Origin of the sequence: Thiohalorhabdus sp., from assembly GCF_036628635.1 — a bacterium.
GTDB lineage: Bacteria > Pseudomonadota > Gammaproteobacteria > Thiohalorhabdales > Thiohalorhabdaceae > Thiohalorhabdus.
In genome coordinates, this window is sequence record NZ_JAZKRM010000013.1 from 19,492 (window position 1) to 43,045 (window position 23,554).

22 protein-coding genes are annotated in these 23,554 nt (G+C 68.1%); 12 read left to right on the forward strand and 10 right to left on the reverse strand.

What is annotated here, in order from left to right; translation table 11 throughout:
* Positions 1-41 precede the first annotated feature (41 nt).
* Positions 42-434 carry a hypothetical protein gene (locus V5A19_RS06090; RefSeq protein WP_332318386.1) on the reverse strand — a complete coding sequence of 131 codons (393 nt, stop codon included), beginning with the start codon at positions 432-434 and terminating at the stop codon, positions 42-44.
* Between the two features lie 211 nt (positions 435-645).
* Between V5A19_RS06090 and V5A19_RS06095 the strand changes: the two genes are divergently transcribed.
* On the forward strand, positions 646-885 hold the full coding sequence (locus V5A19_RS06095) for an SHOCT domain-containing protein (protein WP_332318387.1): 240 nt from the start codon (positions 646-648) through the stop codon (positions 883-885).
* Positions 886-892: 7 nt separating this feature from the next.
* On the opposite strand, the gene V5A19_RS06100 is transcribed toward V5A19_RS06095, so the two are convergent.
* Positions 893-1,558, reverse strand: coding sequence for a SagB/ThcOx family dehydrogenase (locus tag V5A19_RS06100; protein ID WP_332318388.1), 666 nt, complete (start codon positions 1,556-1,558; stop codon positions 893-895).
* Positions 1,559-1,700: 142 nt separating this feature from the next.
* Between V5A19_RS06100 and V5A19_RS06105 the strand changes: the two genes are divergently transcribed.
* Complete coding sequence (locus V5A19_RS06105) at positions 1,701-5,204, forward strand: hypothetical protein (RefSeq protein ID WP_332318389.1); 3,504 nt, start codon at positions 1,701-1,703, stop codon at positions 5,202-5,204.
* Positions 5,205-5,228: 24 nt separating this feature from the next.
* Here V5A19_RS06105 and V5A19_RS06110 read toward each other — a convergent pair whose 3' ends face one another.
* On the reverse strand, positions 5,229-5,663 hold the full coding sequence (locus tag V5A19_RS06110; protein WP_332318390.1) for a hypothetical protein: 435 nt from the start codon (positions 5,661-5,663) through the stop codon (positions 5,229-5,231).
* A gap of 159 nt (positions 5,664-5,822) precedes the next feature.
* Between V5A19_RS06110 and V5A19_RS06115 the strand changes: the two genes are divergently transcribed.
* From V5A19_RS06115 to V5A19_RS06135, 5 genes are all read left to right on the forward strand, one after another.
* Positions 5,823-6,956: a Re/Si-specific NAD(P)(+) transhydrogenase subunit alpha gene (locus V5A19_RS06115; protein ID WP_332318391.1), complete on the forward strand. Its 1,134-nt coding sequence runs from the start codon at positions 5,823-5,825 to the stop codon at positions 6,954-6,956.
* On the forward strand, positions 6,953-7,258 hold the full coding sequence (locus V5A19_RS06120) for an NAD(P) transhydrogenase subunit alpha (RefSeq protein WP_332318392.1): 306 nt from the start codon (positions 6,953-6,955) through the stop codon (positions 7,256-7,258). Before V5A19_RS06115 ends, V5A19_RS06120 begins: the two co-directional genes overlap by 4 nt.
* Positions 7,255-8,625 carry an NAD(P)(+) transhydrogenase (Re/Si-specific) subunit beta gene (locus V5A19_RS06125; RefSeq protein WP_332318393.1) on the forward strand — a complete coding sequence of 457 codons (1,371 nt, stop codon included), beginning with the start codon at positions 7,255-7,257 and terminating at the stop codon, positions 8,623-8,625. Before V5A19_RS06120 ends, V5A19_RS06125 begins: the two co-directional genes overlap by 4 nt.
* Positions 8,626-8,781: 156 nt before the next feature.
* Positions 8,782-9,645 (forward strand): excisionase family DNA-binding protein, encoded by an 864-nt coding sequence (locus V5A19_RS06130; protein ID WP_332318394.1) that lies wholly within the window; start codon positions 8,782-8,784, stop codon positions 9,643-9,645.
* Positions 9,646-10,154: 509 nt separating this feature from the next.
* Positions 10,155-10,286, forward strand: coding sequence for a hypothetical protein (locus tag V5A19_RS06135; protein WP_332318395.1), 132 nt, complete (start codon positions 10,155-10,157; stop codon positions 10,284-10,286).
* Between the two features lie 155 nt (positions 10,287-10,441).
* Here V5A19_RS06135 and V5A19_RS06140 read toward each other — a convergent pair whose 3' ends face one another.
* On the reverse strand, positions 10,442-11,725 hold the full coding sequence (locus V5A19_RS06140; RefSeq protein WP_332318396.1) for an aminopeptidase P N-terminal domain-containing protein: 1,284 nt from the start codon (positions 11,723-11,725) through the stop codon (positions 10,442-10,444).
* Between the two features lie 103 nt (positions 11,726-11,828).
* Here V5A19_RS06140 and V5A19_RS06145 point away from each other — a divergent pair, with 103 nt between their 5' ends.
* A complete protein-coding gene (locus V5A19_RS06145; RefSeq protein WP_332318397.1) occupies positions 11,829-11,966 on the forward strand; it encodes a hypothetical protein in 138 nt (45 codons plus the stop codon).
* 117 nt (positions 11,967-12,083) lie between these two features.
* Here V5A19_RS06145 and V5A19_RS06150 read toward each other — a convergent pair whose 3' ends face one another.
* The 3 genes from V5A19_RS06150 to V5A19_RS06160 form a co-directional block, all read right to left on the reverse strand.
* The gene (locus tag V5A19_RS06150) at positions 12,084-12,803 is read right to left on the reverse strand and encodes a hypothetical protein (protein WP_332318398.1); all 720 of its coding nucleotides are present in this window, start codon (positions 12,801-12,803) and stop codon (positions 12,084-12,086) included.
* Between the two features lie 131 nt (positions 12,804-12,934).
* On the reverse strand, positions 12,935-13,792 hold the full coding sequence (locus V5A19_RS06155) for a patatin-like phospholipase family protein (RefSeq protein ID WP_332318399.1): 858 nt from the start codon (positions 13,790-13,792) through the stop codon (positions 12,935-12,937).
* 44 nt (positions 13,793-13,836) lie between these two features.
* The gene (locus V5A19_RS06160; RefSeq protein WP_332318400.1) at positions 13,837-14,571 is read right to left on the reverse strand and encodes a TIGR04219 family outer membrane beta-barrel protein; all 735 of its coding nucleotides are present in this window, start codon (positions 14,569-14,571) and stop codon (positions 13,837-13,839) included.
* 113 nt (positions 14,572-14,684) lie between these two features.
* Here V5A19_RS06160 and V5A19_RS06165 point away from each other — a divergent pair, with 113 nt between their 5' ends.
* On the forward strand, positions 14,685-15,347 hold the full coding sequence (locus tag V5A19_RS06165; protein ID WP_332318401.1) for a class I SAM-dependent methyltransferase: 663 nt from the start codon (positions 14,685-14,687) through the stop codon (positions 15,345-15,347).
* A 345-nt stretch (positions 15,348-15,692) separates the two neighbouring features.
* On the opposite strand, the gene rimI is transcribed toward V5A19_RS06165, so the two are convergent.
* Positions 15,693-16,559: a ribosomal protein S18-alanine N-acetyltransferase gene (gene rimI / locus V5A19_RS06170; RefSeq protein ID WP_332318402.1), complete on the reverse strand. Its 867-nt coding sequence runs from the start codon at positions 16,557-16,559 to the stop codon at positions 15,693-15,695.
* An 87-nt stretch (positions 16,560-16,646) separates the two neighbouring features.
* On the opposite strand from rimI, the gene dinB reads away from it, so the two are divergent.
* Positions 16,647-17,723 (forward strand): DNA polymerase IV, encoded by a 1,077-nt coding sequence (gene dinB, locus V5A19_RS06175; protein WP_332318403.1) that lies wholly within the window; start codon positions 16,647-16,649, stop codon positions 17,721-17,723.
* 52 nt (positions 17,724-17,775) lie between these two features.
* Here the strand turns inward: dinB and V5A19_RS06180 are convergent, their stop codons facing one another.
* Together V5A19_RS06180 and V5A19_RS06185 are read right to left on the reverse strand one after the other, a co-directional pair.
* Entirely contained in the window at positions 17,776-19,149 is a 1,374-nt protein-coding gene (locus tag V5A19_RS06180; protein ID WP_332318404.1) for a glutamate--cysteine ligase, read from the reverse strand.
* A gap of 110 nt (positions 19,150-19,259) precedes the next feature.
* The gene (locus V5A19_RS06185) at positions 19,260-19,850 is read right to left on the reverse strand and encodes a DUF1054 family protein (RefSeq protein ID WP_332318405.1); all 591 of its coding nucleotides are present in this window, start codon (positions 19,848-19,850) and stop codon (positions 19,260-19,262) included.
* A 66-nt stretch (positions 19,851-19,916) separates the two neighbouring features.
* Here V5A19_RS06185 and V5A19_RS06190 point away from each other — a divergent pair, with 66 nt between their 5' ends.
* Both V5A19_RS06190 and V5A19_RS06195 read left to right on the forward strand, forming a co-directional pair.
* Entirely contained in the window at positions 19,917-22,172 is a 2,256-nt protein-coding gene (locus V5A19_RS06190; protein WP_332318406.1) for a primosomal protein N', read from the forward strand.
* Positions 22,173-22,324: 152 nt separating this feature from the next.
* Positions 22,325-23,266: a prenyltransferase gene (locus tag V5A19_RS06195; RefSeq protein WP_332318407.1), complete on the forward strand. Its 942-nt coding sequence runs from the start codon at positions 22,325-22,327 to the stop codon at positions 23,264-23,266.
* The last annotated feature ends 288 nt before the right edge of the window (positions 23,267-23,554 follow it).

Below are 23,554 nucleotides of genomic sequence, written 5' to 3' on the forward strand. Positions count from 1 at the left end.
AAGCCGGTGGCCCGAGGCGTCGACGGCGCTCGGGTTGACGGTTAAATAAGGAAGGTCTGGTTAAGCAGGTAGGTTGCGGCTCGGGGATGCGGCGGGGCGCTGACGCGGTCCCGGGGAATCCGGACCGGGGTGGGAGCGGCTAGGGGGCTCCCGAAGCTAGGCCCGGCCAGGGCGGGCGACGGGGACCCGGACGGGGTCGCCTCCAGGGTGTGGCCCTGGGTGGACTGGCTGCAGTCGTGGAGGCAAACCAGCCCGCCGGAGTCATCGGGGGTCTCGGGCGCGGTATGCTCCGCGGCGCTCTCGGAGCCCCCGGAAGGGGGGGCGGTGCTGTCCAGGGGGCCGGCCATGACGCACGGTATCGTCAGCACCATCCAGAGCAGGGTCCAGAGGGCGACCAGGGTGCGGATCCAGGGGTGTCGGTGGCGGCTGCTCACCACGCTTGGTCTTTCAGGTTGTGCCCCAGGGACTCTGGGGTGCTTTAACGGTAAGACAGATTGGGGCCCGCATCGGTTCCTTTCAAGTGGGTCAGCACCCGCTGGCCGGTCGGCGTTCGCTTGGTCCGGCGCCGCCGTTGTGCCTTAATGGAGGAACGCCGGTTTGGACCGCCTGGGCCATCCCCGGGCCGACGCAAAGAAAGGTTCCTCCATGTATCAGCATGACGGCTTCTGGATGTGGGGCGGCGGCGGGATCTTCATGATCCTGTTCGGGATCCTGCTGGTCCTCGCCATCGCGGCGCTGGTGCGCCTGCTGGCTTCCTCCGGCAATCCACCCGGGTCAGCGGGCAGTGGCCGCAAGCGGGCCCTGGAGGTCCTGGAGGAGCGCTACGCCAAGGGCGAGATCGACCGTGACGAGTACCTTCAGAAGCGGGAGGATCTGGAGGGGTAGAGCGGGCCTATCCTGGACGACCGATGGGCATGAGGGCCAGGGGGACCGCCTTCTCTTCCAATCCCAGGATCCGGGCCACCGCGGCGTCGGCGAAGGCCCCCACCATCACGGTCCCCAGCCCCAGAGCCTCGGCCTGGAGGTAGACGTTCTGGCCGGCGTGGCCCACCTCGATATGGACGTAGCGGCGGCCGCGGTTACCGTACTTGCCGGTGGTCCGGGCGTAGACGGCGGTGATGACCAGAACCGCCGGCGCCCCGCGGACCCAGGTCTGGCCCCGAGCCGCCCGCGCCAGCCGGTCCCGCTGATCGCCCTCGGCCACTCGCTCCAGGCGATGACCTTCCGGGAGGAACCGGTAGATCCCCGCGGGGAGATCGGCCACCGCCCCGGCGACCAGGTAGACGGTGAGGGGGTACAGGCCCCCCGCCGAGGGGGCGGTTCGGCCTTCAGGGCGGTTTGTGCCCTGGGCCGCCCATAGGATCTGGCCTGCGTTCGCCAGCGAAATGGGACCTTCCCGGAAATCCCGCACCGAGTGGCGTTGGTCCAGGGCTTCGGTGACAGAGAGGCCGGTTCCGGTGTCCGGCGCCGGAAGGGTGAGGCTCCCCGCCTGGGCGGTGCCGGTGGCCGCCAGTCCAAGCGCCAGTGTCATTCCGGCGAGGCCGAGCCGTGGTGCCATGGTCTGGTCTCCGTGGTGCCGCCTTCCTCCACCCTTGCCCACCAGGGGCGGCTTTGCAAACGGCGCATGGAACCGATCTCCCCTTGCCGGGGTCCTGATCAAAGGTTGACCCTATTCCCGATCCGACTTCCGAGGTAATCCCTTGCCTAGCGCCGATCCCGTCCAGTTCGATGGCCTGAGTTATGCCGACCTGCGCCGCGCCGAGGGCCTGCATCGCCTCGACGAGCGCTTCCGGACCTTCCTGGGCGAGCGCGACGGCGGCCTCCTGGAGCGCCTGAACGCCTTCCGTGCCGCCGGCGACCTTCCCGAGAACCTGGCCTACAGCCAGCTTCTGATCGACCTGGGACCCCATGTGGAGGCCTTCGTCACCGCCTTGTTCGGTATCGAGGAAGCCACCGCCGAGGTCGGCCACGCCACCGCTGCCCACAATCCGGTGGCTGCCTTCCAGCAGGACGTGGTCTGGAAGCGGGCCCGTCGCCTTTGGGGCGAGGTGGCCGAGGATTTCGAGGTCCTGGATGCCTGGCTGGACGAGCAGCTCGCCGTCCAAGGCATCGAGTGCCCCGACCGCGAGCTGGCGGTGGGCGAGCTGACGGTGGCCTGGCTGGCGGACAAGCGCGCCAACAAGGAGGCGCTGGACAAGCTGGCGCGCTGGGCGGTGCGGGCGCGCGAGACCGAAGACGGCCTGGCCGCCACCGCCGGCTGGTCGGCCTTCGATCAGCCGGCCAAGGTGGACCCCGACGAGCTGGTCAGCGTGCAGGCGGCCGCCGACGGCCCCGACAGCGCGGTGGAATCGCCCGGTCCCTTCCGCCTACGCGACGGCTTCGCCCTCACCGACCCGCGCGCCTCGGCGCGCGAGGTCCAGAACGCGGTCAACTACTGCGTCTTCTGCCACGACCACGACGGCGACTTCTGCTCCATGGGCTTCCCGGAGAAGAAGGGCGAGCCGGAGCTGGGCTTCAAGGTCAGCCCCAACGACAACATCCTCCACGGTTGTCCGCTGGACGAGAAGATCTCCGAGATGCACGCGCTCAAGCGCGATGGCCACACCATCGCGCCGCTGGCGGTGGTCATGGTGGACAACCCCATGGTGCCGGCCACCGGTCACCGCATCTGCAACGACTGCATGAAGGCGTGCATCTACCAGAAGCAGGAGCCGGTGGACATCCCGCAGATCGAGACGCGTGTTCTGACGGATGTCCTCGACCTGCCCTGGGGGGTGGAGGTCTTTGATCTGCTCACGCGCTGGAATCCCCTGCGCCAGGAGCAGTACGTCACCGCTGCCTTCAACGGCCGCAAGGTCCTGGTCTCGGGCATGGGGCCGGCCGGCTTCACCCTGGCCCACCACCTGACCCAGGCCGGCTGCGCCGTGGTGGGCATCGACGGCCTCAAGATCGAGCCGCTGCCGCAGGAGCAGGTTGACGAGCCCATTCGCGACTACCACCAGTTGGAGGAGCCGCTGGACAGCCGCACCAACTACGGCTTCGGCGGCGTCGCCGAGTACGGCATCACGGTGCGCTGGGACAAGAACTTCCTCAAGCTGATCTACCTGACCCTGGCGCGCCGGCCCACCTTCCAGGTGTTCGGCGGCGTGCGCCTGGGCGGCACGGTCACTTTGGAAGATGCCTGGCGGCTGGGCTTCCACCACGTGGCCAATGCCTCCGGGGCGGGCTTGCCCAGGGTCGTCCCGGTGGGCAACAGCCTGGCCAAGGGCATGCGCCAGGCCAACGACTTCCTCATGGCCCTGCAGCTCACCGGCGCGGCCAAGCACGACAGCCTGGCCAACCTGCAGGTGCGTCTGCCGGCGGTGGTCATCGGCGGCGGCCTGACCGCCATCGATACCGCCACCGAGCTCCAGGCCTACTACATCAAGCAGGTGGAGAAGGCCCTGGACCGCCACGAGCGGCTGAGCGAGGTCCTGGGCGAGGAGGCCGTCCGGGCCAATCTGGACGCCGAGAGCGCCGAGGTCCTGGAGGAATTCCTGGAGCACGGCCGGGCCGTGCGGGAGGAGCGGCGCCAGGCCGAGGCAGAGGCCCGTGCTCCGGACTTTCTACCCCTGATCCGCCAATGGGGCGGGGTGACCATCGCCTACCGCCGGCGCCTGAGCGAGTCGCCGGCCTACCAGCGCAACCACGAGGAGGTGGCCAAGGCCCTGGAGGAGGGCATCTACTACGCCGAGGGCCTGGAGCCGGTGAACGCCGTGCTCGACGACCACGGCCACGTGACCACCCTGCAGTGCCGGCGCCGGCGGGACGCCGAGGGCCGGCCCAAGAACGTGGCCGAGGACGTGGCGCTGCCGGCCCGCGCCATCCTGGTGGCCGCCGGCACCGTGCCCAACACCATCTACGAGCGCGAGCACCCGGGCACCGCCGACCTCGACGGCGACCACTACCGGCCCCACGTCCAGCACCGCGGCGAGCTGCAGGCGGTGGATACCCCCGAGCACTGCAAGGACGCCGAGTTCGGGCCGTTCACCTCCTACGCCCATGACCATCGCTTCATGAGCTTTCTGGGCGATACCCACCCGGGCTTCGCCGGTTCGGTGGTCAAGGCGGTGGCCTCGGGCCTGCGCAGCTATCCCCACGTGCTGCGGGCGCTCGGCGAGCAGCCGGCCGCCGATACCGACGGGGACGCCTACCGGGCCTTCCGGGAGCGCATGGCCTACCTGCTGACGCCCCGGGTGGCCAGCGTCGACAGCAGTCATCCGGCGGTGGTGGAGCTGCGCGTGACCGCGCCGCTGGCGGCGCGCAACTACCGGCCGGGGCAGTTCTTCCGCATGCAGACCTTCGAGGCCCACAGCGAGGTGGCCGACGGCACGCGGCTGCAGATGCCCCTGCAGACCGTGTCCGGGGCCGGGGTGGAAGGCGACATGCTGCGGCTGTTCGTGCTCAAGGGCGGCATCGGCGGCCGCCTGGCCGAGCGCTTCTCGCCCGGGGATCCGCTGGTGCTCATGGGGCCCACCGGGGCGCCCACGGAGATGGGCACGGGCAAGACGGTCATGGTGGTGGCTGGACGCTGGGGCGCCGCGGTCATGCTCTCCCTGGGCCCGGCCCTGCGCGCGGCCGGCAACCGGGTGGTGTACTTCGGCGCCTTCCGCAGCGCCGAGGAGCCCTACCATCAGGCCCAGCTGGAGGCGGCCACCGACCAGATCGTGTGGGCCACTGCCTCCGGGGAGGCGGTGACGGCCAGTCGGCCCCAGGACATCAGTGTGGTTACTCCCGACGCTGTGGACCTCGTTCGCCGCTACGGCGACGGCGAGCTGGGGCCCGAGGCGGTTACCGGTATCGGTTTGGACGAAGTGGACGAGGTGCTGGTGATGGGCTCGACGGGGCTGCTGTACGGAATGCAGCAGGCCATGGCCGTCGACGGTGCCCTGGCGGGGTATTTCGACCCGAAAGTGACGGTCCAGGGCACCGCCGGCAGCCCCATGCAGTGCATGCTCAAGGGGGTATGCTCGCAGTGCTTGCAGTGGCACGTGGACCCGGAAACCGGCGAGCGCACCCGCACGGTGTTCTCCTGCGCCGAGCAGGACCAGCCCCTGCTCGAAATCGATCTGCCCAACCTGTGGGCGCGGCAGTCCCAGAACCGCTTGCCGGACAGCATGGCGACTATGTGGCTGGGCCATCTATTGAAGGAGGGCGGCGATTGAGGGGGGAACGCGTGGGACGGTATCTCAGCCGCCGCTCTCCTCCTCGAAATGGCGGAAGGCCCGGCGCAGGCGGTCGGCCCAGCCCTGTCCCAGACGGTCGCCGGCCTCCACCAGCTCCTCCTCCAGCCGGTCGTCGCTGGTCTGGTCGCGCTGGTAGGTGATGGCTACCCGGTCGCCGCGGATTTCCACTGAGGTTATCCCCATCATGCCTTCAAGCAGGTCCCGCAGGGTCTCGCTCTCGTCGCCTGTCAGGCGTTGGCCCAGGCGCAGGCGGCGCTGTTTGACGCCCCCGCTTGGACGCGGCGGAGGCCGCAACTCCAGGTAGGATTCGGGGTTGCGCCGAAAGTGCTCCCGGCACGGTTCGGAGCAGAAGGCGAAGTGCATGTGGCGGTATTCCAGGGTGCTGGCATCCGGATCCGCCGCCATGCTACAAACCGGGCAGTGCGGACCATTGGCCATGGAAGCTTCCTTAAGAGCGCGCGGGCTGGCAGCCTATACTACCCGGGGCGATGGCAGAAGAGCGCACGGCTGGGGGCTCACCCCACGTGAGCGGACATCGCTCCGGCGTTGTCCCAATTTGAGAGAGATTGTCTCTCGCTTCGTCGTCAGGAGCTGTCCATGAGCGTACGCATTGCTGTGCCGCGCGAAACCGTAGCCGGGGAGTCCCGAGTGGCTCTGGTGCCGGCGGTGGCCGAGCAGCTGACCGGAAGGGGCGCCGAGATCCGCATGGAGCCTGGTGCCGGAGTCGGCGCTTACTTCTTTGATGGCGACTATCACGGTGTGCGCATGGTGGCGGAGCCCGCCGACCTGTTCGGTGAGGCGGACGTGGTCCTCAAGGTGCAGCCGCCGACCCTGGAAGAAATCGATCGGCTTGGTTCCGAGACGGCCCTAGTGGGTCTTCTCGACCCCTTCGGGGATCCCGAGCGAGTAGCCCGGTTGCGGGACAAGGGAGTCACCGCCTTCGCCATGGAACAAGTCCCCCGCATCTCCCGCGCTCAGTCCATGGACGCGCTGTCCTCTCAGGCCAACATTGCCGGCTACAAGGGGGCCCTGATCGCCGCCGATCAGGTCCCGCGCTTCTTCCCCATGCTCACCACTGCGGCCGGGACCGTGCGCCCGGCCAAGGTCTTGGTGGTGGGCGCCGGTGTCTCCGGGCTTCAGGCCATCGCCACTGCCCGTCGCTTGGGTGCGGTGGTCTCCGCCTACGACGTGCGCCCGGAGACGGCGGAACAGGTGGAATCCCTGGGCGCGAAGTTCCTGCGCTCGGAGGTGGCTGCCGGCGGCGAGGGCGGCTACGCTCGCGAGCTTAGCGCCGACGAGAAGCGAGCCGAGCAGGAGATGCTGTCCGAGCACTTGGCCGATATGGATGCGGTCATCACCACAGCGGCCATCCCCGGCAAGCGCGCCCCGCTCCTGGTGCGCGAGGCGGACGTAACGGCCATGCGGCCGGGGTCGGTGATCGTCGACCTGGCGGCCGAGACCGGCGGGAATTGCGAATGCACCCGCGCCGGGGAGGTCATGACCCATGAGGGCGTGACCATCATTGGCCCCAGTAACATCCCCAGCCAGCTGCCGGTGCACGCTAGCGAGATGTACGCCCGCAACCTGGCGAATTTCCTGGACGGACTTATCCGTGACGGCCAGTTCCATCCCGATTGGGAGGACGAGGTGGTCGCCCGAACCGCGCTGACCCGCAACGGTCGAATTGTCCCGGACGCCGTGCGCGCCCGGGTGGAAGGAGAAGGCTCATGAGCGACGGCATCACGGCCCTATACATCTTTCTGCTGGCCGCCATTACAGGCTACGAGATCATCAGCCGGGTACCCGAGACCCTGCATACACCCCTTATGGCAGGCTCCAACTTCGCCCATGGCATCGTCCTGGTTGGGGCCATGGTGGCCCTCAGCCACGCTGAAGCCCCGCTGGGCCAGGCCCTGGGCTTTTTGGCCGTGCTGTTGGCCGCCATGAACGCCGTGGGCGGCTACGTAGTAACCGAGCGCATGCTGCGCATGTTTCGCTCCAGCCAGAACGCCGGCGGGGAGGACGACCGATGAGTGGGGTGGTTGCCGGCGGCTATCTGGTAGCGGCGGTCCTGCTCATCCTGGGTCTGCGCGGCATGAGCTCACCGCGAACGGCCCATCCGGGCCTCATCTGGGTGGGGGTCGGCATGGTCATCGCGGTTGCGGTGACCTTTCTGGATACTGGTACCCGGAACCTGGGCCTCATGCTCATGGCCCTGGTCCTGGGCGGCGCCCTGGCGGCCGTTTACGGACGACAGGTGCCCATGACCGCCATGCCACAGGGGGTGGCCCTGTTTAACGGCATGGGCGGCGGGGCTGCTGCCGCCATTGCGGCTGTGGAGATGGCCGGCCAGGGCACGGTCGCAGGCGCGCCCCTGGTGCTCGGTCTCCTGGGTGCCCTGATCGGCACCGTCTCTTTCGCCGGCAGCGGCGTGGCCTTCGCTAAGCTGCAGGGCTGGATGCGCCGGCCGTTCCGGTTTGCCGGCATGCCGGCGGTCAATGCCTTGCTGGTGCTGGCCGCACTGGGTCTAGGCGGGGTGCTGGTTGCGCTGTTGCCGGTGCCCGGCTGGGTAGTGGCGGCTTTTTTCGCCGCCGGGCTGGCCCTGGGGGTACTGCTCACCCTGCCCATCGGCGGCGCCGACATGCCGGTGGTGATCTCGCTGTACAACGCTGCCACCGGCTTGGCGGTAGCCTTCGAGGGGTTCCTGCTGGACAACCCGGCCATGATCATCGCCGGTACGGTGGTGGGCGCGGCGGGGTCCCTTCTCACTCAGCTCATGGCCCGGGCCATGCACCGGTCCCTACTCCAGGTGGTGGCGGCCGGCTTTCGCTCGGCGGCGGCGACCACCGCCGCCGAGGGCAGCGGTGGCCTGCTCAAGGGGATCGAGCCGGTGGATGCCGGCATCTTGCTGGGGTATGCCCGCAAGGTGATCATCGTGCCCGGTTACGGCATGGCAGTGGCCCAGGCCCAGCACAAGGTTTGGGAGCTGGTGAAGCGCCTCGAAGAGCGCGGTGTGGAGGTCACCTTCGCCATCCACCCTGTCGCCGGCCGCATGCCCGGGCACATGAACGTGCTGCTGGCGGAGGCCGGGGTGCCCTACGACAAGGTCGCTGATCTGGAGACCGTCAACCCCGAGTTTGAACGGGCGGATGTGGCCCTGGTCATCGGTGCCAACGACGTGGTCAACCCTTCGGCGCGTAACGTCCCGGATAGCCCCATCTACGGCATGCCCATCCTCAATGTCGACCAGGCCAAGAACGTCCTTGCAATTAAGCGGGGCCGAGGCGCCGGCTTTTCGGGGGTGGAGAATCCCCTGTTCACTGCCGACAATACCCGCATTCTGTTCCGCGATGCCCAGGAAGGGGCCGGCGATCTAGTGGCGGCCCTCAAGCAGGTCTGAGGGGGCCGTCTCGCCCTGCCTACGCTGTAGCCTGCCTAAGGGCAAGGCCCGGGTTTCGACCGCCTCAGCACAAGGGTGCGGACAGCCTAGCCGCTCCTCAGAAGCCGCCGGTTACCGTAGTGTGCCCGCCAGACCCCAAGGTGTTCCGGACCCATTATGCAGAACACCCTGTCGCCGAAAGAACTGGCCCGGGCCATCGGTGTCAGCGAGTCCTCCCTGAAAAGGTGGGTGGATGAAGGCACCGTCAACGCTATTCGAACCTTCGGGGGGCATCGCCGGATTCCTCGCAACGACGCCCTGGCCTTCGTTCGGCAGCAGGGTTATCCCTTACTCCGGCCGGATCTGTTGGGCCTCGCGGAAGCCGAAGCGGGGGCTGAGGCCGGCGGTGCCATTGATGGGGTCTTTCATGCCGCCCTGCAGGAAGGGCGGGCTGCGGAGGCTCAGCGGCTGGTAATTCAGCGGTTCGTCGCCGGTGACTCGGTTGCCAGACTCGTCGATGAGGTTATGGCCCCCGCCATGCGCGCGCTGGGTGAGCTATGGCAGTACGACCAGGCGGGGATATACATCGAGCATCGTGCGGTGGATATCTGCACCCAGATCCTTGACCGCTTGCGTGCCTTGTTGCCCGACCCAGCCCCTGAGGCACCCGTGGCGGTGGGCGGGGCGCATGCCACGGATCCCTACACCCTGCCCTCCCTAATGGCCGCAACCGTGATCGCAGCCGAGGGTTGGCGGACCCTCAATCTGGGGGCGTTTGTTCCGCCTGGTGTGCTTACCCGGGCCGTGGTGGACCAGCAAGCCCGTCTGGCCTGGTTGGCCCTCGGGGCCGTGGAAGGCCGCCGCGGCGTGGACAACGAGGTCGAGACAACCCTGACGGCATTGGCCCAAGCGGGGGAGCCGCCGATTTTGGTGGCCGGCGGTCCGGCCTGCCACTGTTCCGGCCATCGCCCGCCGGAACCGGCCCGTTTCGCCGAGTCTATGCCAGAGCTCGCTGGGCTGGTCCGTGGTTTGCCCGTGTAGGCCGTTCCCAGACCGTCTTACGCCTCTTCCGCCAAACGGGCCCCCTTGGCGCCTGCCTTGAAGGGGCCTCGTTAGCACCGTTCCTTGGTGCATAACCTAGCCCCCTCTCCCCTGCTTTTCCCGTTAGCGTTTTTAATTGATACCCCGTAGACCTTTGCGCCAATAAAAAACTTTCAAAACATGCATAGGCCGTCGGGTGGTCAGCAGAGTCCCCCGCATGGGTTGGTAAGTGGTACGGGCCATGAGGCGCGGTGCAACCGGTGCCGGCGAGCGCACAGGAGGTTACACGTTCGCGGTTTAGGGATGGGAGAAAAGCCTGTAGAGAAGTAAGCGCAGCGGAGTTCGCCGCTCGGAAGGTTTGCCTGAACGCCTGGTTAGCCATCAGACCGCTTCCAGGGGCGTTCCGGTAGCGCGAGAGGACGGGGAAGCATCGGGACCAGCAACCGAAGGGATTTGCCGGAGAGGCGCGTCGCCCTGCGGGGTCCTGGCTGGGAGATCTTGGAAGCACCGTGGCCAGCGCCGTGGCGCAGGGCAGCAATGAGGTTGTCTTTGTCCAGGACCAGGAAAGGTATGTGGTAAGCCGAGACATCGACAGCCAATCCCGACTGATCCTGGTGGCCAAGCGACGGGTCAATCCGTAGCTACTGCGCAGCATTAGCCAGAGCGCGGTGGCAGAGGTCGGCAATGCCCTGAAGGGGGGCGGTCAGACCAGATAATCCCCTTGAGCAGGTTGGGACCCCTCTTCCCAGCCCCATAAGAACGTCTAGGCCCAGTTTGGCTGCCCGGGCAGGCGGGCCTAGGGGCGCTCCTTGGGCGCGGCCTGGGTAAGCACTTCCGGGGCGTCCGTGGTTACCAAAACATCGTCTTCAATGCGGACACCCGTACCCCGCAGCTCGGCAGGAACGTCCTCGGCATCGGGGGGAATGTACATGCCTGGCTCCACCGTGAGGGTCATGCCCGGCTCCAGCGTCCGCCAGTGGTCGCCGCCCACCTTGTAGCGGCCGACGTCGTGGACGTCCAGACCCAGCCAGTGGCCGGTGCGGTGCATATAGAAATCGCGGTATTCGCCGCGCTCGATGAGGCCGTCGACGTCGCCCTCCAGCAGGCCCAGATCGACCATGCCCTGTACCAGGACACGCAGGGCCGCCTGATGGTAGGCGTCGAAGGTGTTCCCCGCCCGAACCTTGTCGATGGCCGCCCGCTGGGCGCTGGCGACGATGTCCCAGACCTGCCTGCGGCCCTCGCTCACGGTATCGCCCACCGGGAAGGTGCGGGTGATGTCGGCGGCGTAGCCTTCCACTTCGCAGCCCGCGTCAATGAGCAGGAGGTCGCCGTCGCCTAGCTCGCTCCGGTTCTCGGTATAGTGGAGGATGCAGGCGTTGGTGCCCCCGGCGACGATGGACGGATAGGCGACGCGCTCGGCGCCGTGGTAGTGGAACAGGTACTCCATCTCCGCCTGAACCTGGTACTCGGCCATGCCCGGCCGGGTCACCTCTTGGGCGCGGCGGTGGGCCTCGGCGGAGATGCGCGCCGCCTCCCGCATGCGCTCGAGCTCCTCGGGCGTTTTGATCAGCCGCCTCTCGTGGATCATGTCCTCCACGTCCACCAGCACCTCCGGGGCACGCACCCCCTGGCGCTCCTTGGCGCGGGTGGCATTGAGCCAGCGGGTGACCTTGTCGTCGAAGGACTTCTCCCGGCCGAAGTGGACGTACAGCTGGTCGCGGTCGGCGAGCAGTTCCGGCACCACCCGGTCGAGGTCGTCCAGCGTATAGGCTTTGTCCGCGCCGAAATGCCGCTCGGCCCCCTCGGTGCCGGTGCGCCTGCCGGTCCACACCTCCTTGGCGGGATCCCGCGGTGGCACGAACAGCAGGTAGCGGTGCTGGGGGTGGTCCGGAACCAGCACCGCCACTGCGTCCGGCTCGCTGAAGCCGGTCAGGTAGAGGAAGTCGGAGTTGGGTCGGAACGGGTATTCCACATCCCGGTTGCGCAGCCTCACCGAGGCATTGGGAAGAATGGCGACGCCGCCTTCCATGCGTTCCATGAGGCGTTCGCGGCGCTGGGCGTGTACGGCCTGATTCATGGCGGGCTACCTATGGTCGTAACGGCAGGAGGGCAATCATGGCGGGGCCCGGAGAGGTGACGTACCATGCAACCTCCAGCCCATCAAAAAAGGAGGGGACACCGTGTATATCCAACTGGAGCCGCTGCTCGCCTTGGTCGCTGGCGTGGCCGCCGTGGTGGTGCCGCCCAAGCTGGCGACCCGCATTCTTGGCGCCTTCTTGGTGATCTGGGCGGTGCTGGTCCTGGCCGACATCATCTAGGTCCGCATCGTGATTGGCCGGGCCCGGTGCTCCCGGATCGGCAAAAGAGGTACGGTAGCGGTCCTCGACCGCGACCATCGCGGGAACCTGCCACCAAGTCGCGGTCGATGACCGCATCTACTGATCGCCGGCGGTGTAGCTGCGTACCAGCTCGACCACCTCCGGATCGTAATCCCCCTCCTCGGCCTGATTGGCGGCTTCCGCGAAGAAGGCCTCGGCGTCTTCTGGCAGTCCCCGTTTCAGGCGCTCGAAGGAGCGCCGGACGCCCTCTAGGTACTGGGCCCGCACCGCCACGATGGCGGTATTGAGCAGGAGGATGCGCCAAGCCCGGTAGGGGTTGGTGGTCTCCAGGTCCGCCTTGATCTCCGGCCCGGCGTACTCCGCCGTGCGCTCCATCATCTCAAGGATTCGCCGGAGCTCTTCACGATCACCAGTGTCGTTGGCCAGCTGGCCCAGGCCGTTGACCACCATGTCGATGGTGCGGATGGGGGCTTCCCAGGAAGCCAGCCACATGGCGACGGCGATGGCCACCTCCTGCAGCTCCTTGGTGGTCTCGGGCAGCTCCAAGCGGTCGCTATAGACCCCAAGGTCCTGCAGGAAGTTCATAACATGGTTGCCGATCTTGGCGGTCTCGCCTTCTTCGCGCATGGCCTCGGTGGGATCGTCCACCGGATTGCGCTCCAGGATCTCCAGTAGCTGCTCCAGGGCATCCACGAGGTCGGTGGGGGTGACCTGCTCCCCGGTTGCCAGATCGGAATTCTCGTAGGCTTCCTTGATCTGCCCGCCGGCATGGGCGAAGCGGTTGCGGGCGGTGGCCATGCTGCTATCGAAAATCATGGGAAGAGCTCTCGACCGTTTTTCGGATTCGGTGGTAGGAGAACCGGGGACCCCGGGAGGTGCCGACCGGTTCGCGGGGAATTGTGCCATATCCCGCCGCGGATTGAGGGGGGAATCCGTATAAGCGCCGGTTAAATCGACGCCAGCGCACGGAGCTGAGCCAGGCTCGCCTGCGCTTCCCGCACGCCGGCCTCGAAGGCCTCGTTGCCCCGGTAGAATTCCAGCACGCCCATGTTGGGAACCACCGGTTTGAGCAGCAGGTCGGGCGGACTGGCCGCAAGCCGGTAGCGCACCAACTGGGCCTGGGTGATCTGAACGGCCCGGCGAAGGTTCTCCATGAGCGCCGGGCTTTCCTGCTCCTCCAACGGGTCGCGGAACGGCTCGGACTCGCCGTCCTCGTCGGCCTCCTGGGCCCCGGGATGCACGGCCACCGCGACCACGGGGCCGCCGAAGACCTCGCGCGCCACATCCACCGCCAGTGGATTGACCAGGCCGCCATCGCCGAGGAGCGCGCCGCCGATGCTGTGGGGCGAGATGATTCCGGGAAGGGCGACACTGGCCCGGACCGCGTCCACCAGCGATCCCTCGCTCAGGACCACCTCTTGGCCGTTTTGCATGTTGGTGGCAATGGCCCGAAGCGGTGGCCGGCAGTCGCCAAAAGTTGCTTCGCCCAGATAGCTCCGGAGGTAGGCGGTAATGTTGCCGCCGGAGGTCAGGCCGCCGCTGTCCAGAGTGGGCAGGAAAAACTTGACCGTGGCCATCCAGTCTATTTCGCGGGCCATGGCCTCGATCCGTTCGGAGCCGAGGCCGGCGCCATAGAAGGCCCCGATCTCGGCGCCGATGCTGGTTCCCACCACCCCCTTGACGGTAATGCCGTGCTCGCTGAGCAGGCGCAATACCCCGGCATGGGCCAGCCCGCGGGCGCCCCCGCCGCCAAGGGCCAGGGTGATGCCCGGCGGGCTACCGTTATGGGGTTCATTGGCCAACACGGCCCCTTCCTTGGCGTTGGTGAGGCCGGCCCCGGACTCAGCCTTCAGAAGGCCAGGTGCACGCCGGCGAAGGGCCCGCTGAAGTCGGCATCCACTTCCAGGTCGTTGCTGTCGTAGTCCACGGCGATCTGGCGATAGCCCGCCTTGATCTGGAGAAAGCCGAGGACGTAGCCCACCTCGGCAGTGATGTCGCGGTAGCTGTCGCCGTCGTAGCCGATGCCGTTGGCGCGGATGCCGGCGTTAAGGGGCAGCGCGGGGAAGTTGATGCGGGCCTCGGCCTTGGCCACGGGCAGGGTGACGTCCGCGCTTCCGGTTTCCTTCCCCGCTTGGGTTTGAAGCTCGGCCTCGGCATCGACCTTGGTGGCGCCCAGGCCCAGCCCGATGTCCACGATCGGCAGCGGCACGTTGAACATGGCGCCGGCGTGCAGGAGGGTGGCGTCGAAGCTGGAGCTGCCGTTGGCGGTCACCTGTTGGCCGCCCCACTGCGACGTGGATACGGTTTGCTGGATATTGCCGTCGTAGGACAGGTCGGTGTACTCGGCGTCCACGGTAATAAAGGGCAGGGCGGCGCGGGCGTACAGGTTGGGAGCGCCCTCCTTGTCGAAATCAAGATCGTCGGCCACGTCGAAATCGTCGCCCTGATAGGCAACGTCGCCACTGGGATCGGCCTGCCAGTAACGGGCGCCCACCTCGATGTCGGCCAGGGGCAGGGCGTGGGCGCTGCCGGCGAACAGCAGGCCGGCGGAAGCGGTAACGACGGCGGTGCGCAGGATTGGCATGGTGGGCTCCCCTTCCTTGGCACGATATAGTTAAAAATAGCCTAACAGATCAACCGGTTTCCCGGGCTAGCGGTGATGCCAAGGCCCGGAATGCCGGCAGGGGAGGCGACGGCATGGAGCGAACCCCCGAGCCCGAGCTCATGGATGAGGCCGAACAGGCCGGGGCCTATGCCCGGGCCGATTTCGAACAGGTCAACACCGCTTTCGTGGACGGGTTCCGGCAGGCCTTCCCCTGGCTGGGGGGAAGCCCCTTTATCCTGGACTTGGGATGCGGGCCCGGCGATATTCCCCTGCGTTTGGCCCGAGTCTTCCCGAGTGCGCTGGTCCAGGCGGTGGACGGCTCCCAAGCCATGATCGACCTGGCCGGGGAAACGTTGTCCGGCACCGAGGAGGAAGGGCGGATCATGCTGGTGACCAGCACCGTTCAGGACCTGGAGCCGCCGGCCATGCCCTTCAACGCGGTGGTCTCCAACAGCCTCCTGCACCACCTGCACCAGCCCGAGACGCTGTGGCAGACCATCAAGCGGGTCACCCGGAAAGGTACGGCGGTTTACGTCATGGATCTGCAGCGACCGGATGCCGCCGAGGACGCCACCGACCTGGTCGCCCGGTATGCCGAGGGCGAGCCCGAGCAGCTGCGTAGGGATTTCTATAATTCGCTTCTGGCTGCCTTTACCCCCGACGAGGTGAGTAACCAGCTAGCGCAGGCGGGCCTGGATGGCCTGGCGGTGGAGGTGGTCAGCAATCGCCACCTGCTGGTTCAGGGGACCGTGTAGCGCTTCCCATGGCCTGGCGCCCTCAGCCCCTCTCGGGAAGGGATGCCCCGGAATGCCGGTGCCGGCTTCCGCGGGTTGGGCGTGAGGAGTGAGGAGTGAGGAGTGAGGAGTGAGGAGTGAGGAGTGAGGAGTGAGGAGTGAGGAGAAACAGCGCCGTCAAAGGCTTTATCCGCAGATGGCGCGGATGTACAGCTTTACCGAAGTCAAGCCGATCGAGGCGGTCAGGGAACAGCCGCGCTAGCCTCACCATCTGCGTTCATCCGTGGCATCTGCGGATCGCTCCGTCGCCGTTGCTTCTACACCTCACGCCTCACTCTCGAGACCTGACTCATCGAGCGGCCCTTCTTAGAGAGTCTGCTCGCCGTCGCCGATGTAGCGGGCCATGACCAGGGCGTCCTCGCGGCCGTCGGGCAAGACGTAATAGCGGGGGCGCCGGCCCACCTGGTGGAAGCCTTCTCCGGAATAGACCCGGATGGCGGCCTCGTTGGAGGCCCGGACCTCCAGAAACAAGTGGCACGCCCCGGCTTCGCTTGCCTCCCGGATCAGATGACGCAGGAAAAGCCGTCCCCATCCCTGGCCGCGAATGCCCGCGCCGATGCAAAGGTCGAGGAGCTCGGCGTCGCCGGCGACCACCTGCAGCACGGCGTGGCCCAGGACGGCGCCGTCCAGCTCCATCACCCGACAGTGATGGCCCTGGCGCAGGCTGGTTTGCAGCATGTCGATGGTCCAGGGGTCGGGATGGCAGCCGGATTCGAGCTCCAGGATGGTGGCCAGGTCCGACTCCGTCATGGCACGGAAGCGGGGTTGCTCTGCTCCCTGGCGGGGCTCCTGGCTCTGGGTCGGGGCCCTCCCGCCATGCCCCCAGCCCTCGTCCAGGACCTCCTTGAGGACCGCGGCGCTGTTGCGTTGGCGGTCATGGGCGGCGAACAGAAGGGTCACCGGCCCTTCCCCGGCATCGGCCTGCAGCTTGGCCAGGAGGCCTGTGTGGATGGCAAGCTCCTCACGATAGCGGCGGCGGAATTGGGGCCATTTGGCCGGGTCATGCCCGTACCAACGGCGCAGATCCCTAGAGGGCGCGATGTCCCAGAGCCAATCGTCGAGGGCGGCATCGGCCTTGCGCATTCCCCGCGGCCAGAGCCGCTCCACCAGCACGCGCCGGCCGTCCTCCGGGGCTGCCGGATCGTAGACGCGCTTGAGCCGGAATTCGGACATACCCCCCTCCGCCGAAGGCCCACCGGCAGAAAGCCCACTCTAGCAGGGAAGGGCCCCTGCATCATTCGAACCCGGGAGCGGGCAGGCATGGATGGCCGCCAGCGCCGCATTCTCCACTGCGACATGGACAGCTTCTTCGCAGCCGTCCACATGCGCGACGAGCCGCATCTGACGGAGGTGCCCCTGGTCATCGGCGGCGATCCCCACGGTCGCGGCGTGGTCTCCACGGCCAACTACGCCGCCCGCGCCTACGGCATCCACTCCGCCCAGCCCGCCGCCACGGCCCGGAGACTGTGCCCCCACGCCGTTTTCCTGCGACCGGACCTGGAGCGCTACCGCCGGGAGTCGGATCGGATCATGGCCATTTTCCTGGAATTCACCCCGGTGGTGGAGCCGGCCTCGCTCGACGAGGCCTACCTGGACATCAGCGATCATCTGGCGCCCTACGATTCCGCGACAGCGGTAGCCGCGGCCATCCGCGAGCGGGTGGGGGCCGAGACCGGCCTGGCGGTCAGCATCGGCGTCTCCAGCAGCCGGCTGGTGGCCAAGATCGCCAGCGACTGGGACAAGCCCGACGGCCTCACCGTGGTGCCGCCCAAGGAGGTGGCGGCGTTCCTGGCGCCCCTGCCGGTGCGCAAGCTCCACGGCGTCGGCCCGGCCACCGAGCGGGTGCTGATCAAACAGGGCATCGACAGCGTGGCCGACCTCCGCCGGCGGGGGCGGGAAGAGCTGGCCGGGGTACTGGGGCAGTTCGGAGCCACGCTGCACGATTTCGCCCACGGCATCGATCCGCGGCCGGTCGGCCTGCCTCGCGAGCGCAAGAGCCTGGGGGTTGAGGACACCTTCCAAACGGATATCACCGCCTTGGTGGCGATGGACCGGGTGCTGGGGTCCATGGCTGCCCACGTCTACGACCGGCTGGCCCAACGGGGCCAAACGGGGCGCACGGTGACCGTGAAGGTGCGCTACGGGGACTACCGAACCGTTACCCGCAGCCAGACATTGGGCCAGCCGGTAGCGGACACGGAGGAGCTGGCCGGCTGGGCCCGGCGGCTTTTGCGCCGGACCGACGCCATGGATCAGCCGGTGCGTCTGCTGGGGGTCACGGTGGCGAACCTGACCGAGGCGGGTGCCAGCGGTGAGCAACTGGGCCTGTTCGGGTAAGGCCGCGGCTGTTGGCCAAAGCCCGGCTGGCTCCGACGCCGGATCCCGACCCTCAGTAGCAGTGCTCGTGGAACAGGGGATCGATGTCCCGGCGCCAGCGGTTCTCGTATTCATCCAGGAGAACCTCGGCCGGCGTGCGGCCCTGGTCCACCACCTCGAACAGGTCGGCGAGGAAGATGCGCTCGTCCTGATTGCTGGCGTTGCGGCGATCGAGTCGGCGTAGGCCGTCCTCGGCAATGGTCAGCACCTCGCGTGCCAGGTCGTGGACCGAGCGGCCGCGGACGTCGGCATGCAGCGCCTGCTCGGGAACCTTGGCGCGCAGGTCCCAGCGCTCCGCCGCGGTCCAACCCTTGACCAGGTCCCAGGCGGCGTCCAGCGCGGTGTCGTCGTACAGGAGGCCTTTCCATAGCGCCGGCAGGGCGCACAACCGGCTCCAGGGACCGCCGTCGGCGCCGCGCATTTCCAGGAAATGCTTGAGCCGCACCTCGGGGAAGAGGGTGGTGAGGTGGGTTTCCCAGTCGCCCAGGGAGGGCCGCTCGCCGGGCAGGGCCGGCAGCCGGCCGGCCAGGAAGTCGCGGAAGGACGCCCCGGCCGCGTCCAAGGCGTGACCGTCGCGCACCACCAAGAGCATGGGCACATCCAAGGCGTAATCCACGTAGCGCTCGAAGCCCATGCCCGACTCGAACACGAAGGGTAGGTCGCCGCAGCGGTCGGGATCGGTGTGCATCCACACGTGGGAGCGGTAGCTTAGGTAGCCGTTGGGCCGGCCCTCGGTGAACGGCGAGTTGGCGAACAGGGCGGTGGCGATGGGCTGCAGGGCCAGCCCCACCCGGAACTTCTTGACCATGTCCGTCTCGGAGCCGAAGTCCAGGTTGGCCTGCACCGTGGCCGTGCGGTACATCATCTCTAGGGCGTGCTTGCCCCGGGTGGGCATGTACTCGGTCATGATGCGGTAGCGCTCCTTGGGCATCCGGGGGATGTCCGCCAAGCGCCATTTGGGCTGGAAGCCCACGCCCAGGAAGGCTGCTCCCAGGGGATCGGCCACCTCCTTGACTTCCTTGAGGTGCTCGTTGACCTCCTTGCAGGTGGCGTGGATGGAGTCCAGCGGCTCGCCGGAGAGCTCCACCTGACCACCCGGCTCCACGGTCACCGAGCCCTTGTCCATCTTGAGCCCGATGGTCCCGCCGGCCTCGGTCATAGGCGTCCAGCCGAAGCGGGTCAGGCCCTTGAGCACGCTTTCGATGCCGCGCTCGCCGTCGAAGGCCAGGGGGCGCAGGTTATCGGTGTAGAACCCGAACTTCTCGTGCTCGGTGCCGATGCGCCAGTCCTCGCGGGGCTTGCTGCCCGCCTCCAGGTAGCGCACGAGCTGGTCCCGGTGGGTGACGACCTCGCCGAGGTCGGGGCTTGCGGGTGGCTGGCTGGTCAAAACGGTCCTTTTCTGATGCAAGGCGGGTCCGGCTGGGGGATGACGGCGCGCGGCCGAACGTACATTCTGCCGCGCGCCGGCTTCGGGCAGCAAACCGGCCGGCGGTTCGGCTATTCCATGCCGCGCAGGATGCGGTACAGGGTGACGAAATCGTCGAGCTCGGCAAGCAAGGAGTCCGGGACCGACTTGCTCGCCGGTAGGGTGCGGCCGAGGTCCAAACCCCCGGTCTTGAGCCGCATCTTGTGGAGGCGAGCATCCCAGAAGGCGTCGTCGGCTTGCTGCTCGGCGGGCGCCGACTGGAATCGCCAGTCCTGGAAGTTGGCGAGCCGCATGGGGGGCCGTTTGGCGTCCAGGCGGTCGGCCATGGCGGGTCGGTCGGTGGCCCAAGTCTCGGGCTTGGCTACCACCTGGGTATGGCCCCCGAACTGGCTGACCGCTACCCCGATATAGGGGTGCTTCTTGTAGCCCCGCTTTTCCGGTCCGAAGGCTACCCAGGTATCCTCGGGTGGATTGACGCTGCGTCGTGCATGCTTCGCCACGTGGGGATACAGGGGCTCCCCGGCCTTCTGCGACAGGGGCTCGATGATATCGTCGCCGAGCTGGGCCAACTTGGGATGGATGCGCTCGCGGATGGCCTGCATGCGCTCGTCGAACCCGGGTATGGTGAACACCGCCAGGTCGTCCTGGGAAAATAGGGCCATGCCCAAATCTCCTGCTTATCACTCGGATTCTTTTGTCCGCGCCTCGCGCGCGCCCGGTAGCCTACCATGAATCACCCCGTTGACCACTCGGACAAGGCGGAGGCCGCCCTAAAGCCTGCGGGCCAGGGCGCAATCGGCGGTTTTTTGCGGGTGGCCGTGCCTGTCCCCTTGCGGCGCCTATTCGACTACCTGCCGCCGACGGAAGGGGATCTACCGCAGCCAGGGACCCGGGTGCGTGTGCCCTTCCGTGGCCACCACCGCATTGGTGTTGTGGTGGATACGCCCACCACCCCCGAAGTGGATCCGGCAAGGTTGCGCCCGGTCGATCAGGTGCTGGACCAAGATCCCCTGTGGCCGACGGCCCTGTGGCACCTAATCCGCTGGGCGGCGGCCTACTACCACCATCCCGAAGGCGAGGTCTTCGCCGCGGCCTTGCCTGGCCCCCTGGCCAAGGGCAGCCGGCTGCCCGAGCCGCCGCGTCTATGGCGGATTAGCGACGCCGGCCGGGCGGTGAATCCGGCCAGCCTGAGGCGCGCCCCGCGCCAGCGCGACCTGCTTCAGTCCCTGATGGAAGGGCACCAGTCCGAGGCCGAGCTGCGCACTGTCGCACCCAACCTGCGGGACCCGCTGAAGCGGTTGCATGAGCGGGGCTGGGTGGCCCCGGAAGCGGGGGCGAGGGTGGCCGACCCGGAGGTGGCCCCGGAGCCTGGTCCGAACCTGAATCCGGCCCAGTCCGAGGCGGTGGCGGCCATCCGCGCGGCGGAGGGATTCGCGCCGTTCCTGCTGGAGGGAATAACCGGCAGCGGCAAGACCGAGGTCTACCTCCAGGCCATCGAGCCCCTCCTGGAGCGCGGCGACCAGGCCCTGGTGCTGGTGCCGGAGATTAGCCTGACGCCCCAGCTTCTGACCCGCTTCCGGCACCGCCTGGGCGCCCGTCTGGCGGTCTTGCATTCGGGACTGGCCGAGGGCGAGCGCCTGGCCGGGTGGGAGGCCGCCCGCTCTGGCGAGGCCCAGGTGGTGATTGGCACTCGCTCCGCCGTTTTCACCCCTTTGCCGCGGCCCGGCCTGATCGTGGTGGACGAGGAGCACGACCCCAGCTTCAAGCAGCAGGAAGGCTTCCGCTACCATGGCCGGGACCTCGCCTTGGTCCGCGGCGACCGCGAACAGGTCCCGGTGGTCCTGGGCTCGGCCACCCCCAGCCTGGAAAGCCTGTACAACGCCGACCGGGGCCGCTACCGCAGGCTCCACCTGCCGGACCGCGCCGGCGGCGCTAGCTTGCCCCAGGTGGGGCTGATCGACATGCGGGGGGTCGGTGCCGAGGGCGGGCTAGCGCCCGCCTTGCTGCGCGAGATTGCCGCGGTGGCCGAGCGCGGCGAGCAGGCCCTGCTATTCCTCAACCGCCGCGGTTACGCCCCGGTGCTGATGTGCCCCTCTTGCGGCTGGACCCGGGAATGCCCCCATTGCGACCGGCCCCTGACGCTCCATCAGAGCCGGCGCATGCTGCTTTGCCACATGTGCGGCCACAGCAGCGCCATCCCCGTGCAGTGCCAGCAGCCCGACTGCGGCAACCCCGACCTGCAGACCATGGGAGTGGGCGTGGAGCAACTGGAAAACGCCCTGGCAGCGCGCTTGCCGGATGTCCGCCGGGTCCGGGTGGATCGCGACACCACCAGCCGCAAGGGGGCCCTGGAGGCCAAGCTGGACGCCATCGCCGAGGGCCGGGCCCAGGTGGTGGTGGGCACCCAGATGGTGGTCAAGGGCCACCATTTCCCCGGCGTGACCCTGGTAGGCGTGGTGGCCGCCGACGGTGGCCTGTACTCCGCCGACTTCCGGGCCCGCGAGCGGCTGTTCCAGCAGATCCTGCAGGTGGCCGGGCGGGCCGGCCGCGCCGAGCGCCCGGGCCGGGTATGGGTGCAGACCTACCACCCCGACCACCCCATGTTCGAGCACTTCAAGGCCCACGACTACGCCGCCTTCGCCGCCGAGGAGTTGGAAGAGCGCCGGGCCGCCTGCCTGCCACCCTTCGCCCCGCTCGCCCTGCTGCGCGCGGAGGCCCCCGATGCCGATGCCCCCCGCGCCTTCCTGGAGCAGGCCCGCGATCTGGGCGAGGGGCTGGGGGTGGACGGCGTCGCCTTCCTGGGTCCGGCGCCGGCCCCGGTTGAGCGGCTCCAGGGCCTGTACCGCGCCCAGCTGCTGGTCACCGGCCCGGACCGGACCCGCCTCCACCGCGCCCTGGGCCCCTGGGCCCCGGCCCTGGAAGGCATCCGCGCCGGCCAGGGGCTGCGCTGGTCGCTGGATGTGGATCCGGGGGATTTATTCTGAAGTGTTAAGTAATTAAGTAGTTAAGTGGGTAAGTTGGAACCGGAAAAAAGCCGTAAGGTGGTAAAGTGCGGTTTCGCTGGGCAGAAATCCCTCGCATCGGAATCGCCTCCAACTTGATTACTTAACTACTTAATCCTTAATTACGTGAAACCATGCCTTTCACCGAGCCCACACCCCAGACCCTGACCAACCCCCTCCTGCGGCTGGTCCTGGCCACCCGCCCGGCCTTCCTTTCCGCCAGCGCCCTGGCGGCCCTGCTGGGGCTGGCGACGGCGGCCTACGACGGCGTCGCCATTGGGCCGGCGACGGCGGTGCTGACCGTGGTCGGCGCGATGGTGGTCCATGCCGGGATCAATGTCCTCAACGACTATTACGACGCTCTCGGTGGTAGCGACGAGCTCAACCACGACCGCATCTTCCCATTCACCGGGGGCAGCCGCTTCATCCAGAACGGCGTGTGGTCACCGCGCCAGATGGGCCGGTTCGGCTGGGGCCTGCTGGCGATGGGCTCGCTGATCGGTGGGGCGCTGGTGGCGGTGGCGGGTCCGGGGCTGCTCGGGATCGGTCTGGCCGGCCTGGTATTGGGATGGGCCTATTCGGCCCGGGGTGTGAACCTGGTCGGACGGGGCTTTGGCGAGGTGGCGGTGGCCGTGGGCTTCGGGGTCCTGGTCCCGCTGGGCGCCGACTGGGTGCAGCGGCAGGCGTTCGCCTGGACGCCCCTGGCAGCCGGGGTGCCATTCGGGCTGGTGGCCATGAACCTGCTGTTCGTGAACCAGTTCCCCGACCACCGCGCCGACGCCGCTGCCGGCAAGCGCCACTGGGTGGTCAGGCTGGGGCCGCGGCGGGCCCGCTGGCTGTATGGCGCCATCGCGCTCGGGGCCCATGGGGGGTTGGTGGCGGCGGTGGCTGCGGGCACCCTGCCGCCATTGGCCCTGCTCGCCCTGGTGTCGCTGTGGCCCGCTTCCCGGGCCTGGCTGCGGCTGATCCGGTTCGCCGAGGTGCCGGCTTTCCTGGAGCCGGCCATCCGCCGATCCATAAGTGCCCTGGTGGAGCTCGGCGTGCTTTTGGCCGGGGTTCTGGCGGTGGCGGGGTAGGCAAGAGGCTCCCGGTCGCTGTCGGGGCGGCGTTTACCGAAGCGATCTGGCGAAGGAGAGCCCCGGGGGGCAGGTGATCGCGGCCGGTACCACTGCCGCCATTCCGCAACGCATTGTGGGAGGTGCGAGAGCACCGACGCCGTGCCGCGCCCAGGGTCGCGGCTTTCGCCGCTGCCACAGCCGGTCCCTGCCCCGGCCGCCGCGTTGACGCTCGCCCGGTTAGCCGGCAAACTTCGTCCATCTCAGTCGATTACGAATCCCCCCTGAGCCTTATCCTAAGGATCGCCG